Origin of the sequence: Caballeronia sp. LZ029 (genome assembly GCF_031451275.1) — a bacterium.
GTDB classification, from domain to species: Bacteria; Pseudomonadota; Gammaproteobacteria; order Burkholderiales; family Burkholderiaceae; genus Caballeronia; species Caballeronia jiangsuensis.
Window position 1 is genome coordinate 1 of the sequence record NZ_JARUXO010000136.1, and the last position, 1,239, is coordinate 1,239.

The window sequence follows — 1,239 nt, forward strand, 5'->3', positions numbered from 1 at the left end:
CAGCAGTGACGTTCGTCGTCGGCCTTCCAGCACGGGGTGCACTGCCAGCAGTTCGCCCTGCTCGTAAATCCGGATTTCGTGAGCCAGACTGTGAACTTCGAGGGCGCGTTTGCGCGTTCGGTCGGGCACGCTATAGTAGTTTCCGCCTACTGAGACGAGTCCTTCGTGACTCACACGCCGCTCGAGTCGGATCACGCCATTGAACAAACCGGCGGGAAGCGCTTGCAACGTCGGGCGCTCCTCAAGAAAATGCTCCGCGACAACTCGGTGCGTCGTGCCATGCACACGAACATTGGCTACTGAGTCAAGCCACTCACGCAACTGGCGATTCATGTCGGCAAGATTCTGAAATCGTCGAGCGAGGAAGAAGTCCTGACGGATGTATCGAAATGGGCGTTCGACCTTCCCCTTAGTCTTTGCGCGATATGCCTTGCATGCGCGCGGAGCAAAGCCATAGTGCTGCGCGAATGCGACGAGCTTTGCGTTGTAGACGATGTGCTTCTCGACTTCGCCCAGCACAGCCGCCTTCATGCGGTCGTAAAGCACCTCTCGAGGAACACCGCCGATGTGCTCAAACGCCTCCATGTGACAGCGCAAAACCGTTTGAAGGTCTTGGTGCTCAACGAAGCGGCCCCACAAATAACGGCTGTGTCCAAGCACGAGCGAGAACAACCAGATCGAGCGCCGCTGTCCAGGGACGTCATCAAATTCGACATTGAAGTGAGCAAAGTCCACTTGAGCTTGAGCTCCAGCCGGCGTCTCGAAGCGCACCTCGAAGCCACGCTGCTTGGGCGGACGAACTTCTCGGACCAAATCACCCAATGCTGTGCGACCGCCGACGTAGCCCATCGCCTGAACCTCCCGAAGAAGTCGTTCAATGCTCAGCTCGGGATACTCACGCACACGCTCGGTCACGTAATGGACAAACGAATCGACGACACAAGGACGCGGCGCACGCGGACCATAACGAGGCGCCTGCACACCATTCTTAATGTATTTGCGAACGGTCTTGCGATCCATATTTAGTCGAACGGCGATAGCCGAGATGCTCAGCCCCTGCCGATGCAATTCCAGAATCGTCATAACCTCTCCCAGCTCGACCACCGGTAGCTCCCCGACGAATGCGAAGGCCTATATGGTCGGTGATCGACGGGGCGCCACCGCTTACGCGGCGGCGCCAAACAAAAACTGGGGAAATTTACTTCGACGAAAATGAGGAGTATCTATCCGACGCTGACA

1 protein-coding gene is annotated in these 1,239 nt (G+C 57.1%); it reads right to left on the reverse strand.

The features are described from left to right. Positions 1 to 1,083, reverse strand: a 1,083-nt coding sequence (gene istA / locus QCE73_RS39330; RefSeq protein WP_309886212.1) for an IS21 family transposase, incomplete at its 3' end; no start/stop codon positions are given. Positions 1,084 to 1,239 lie beyond the last annotated feature (156 nt).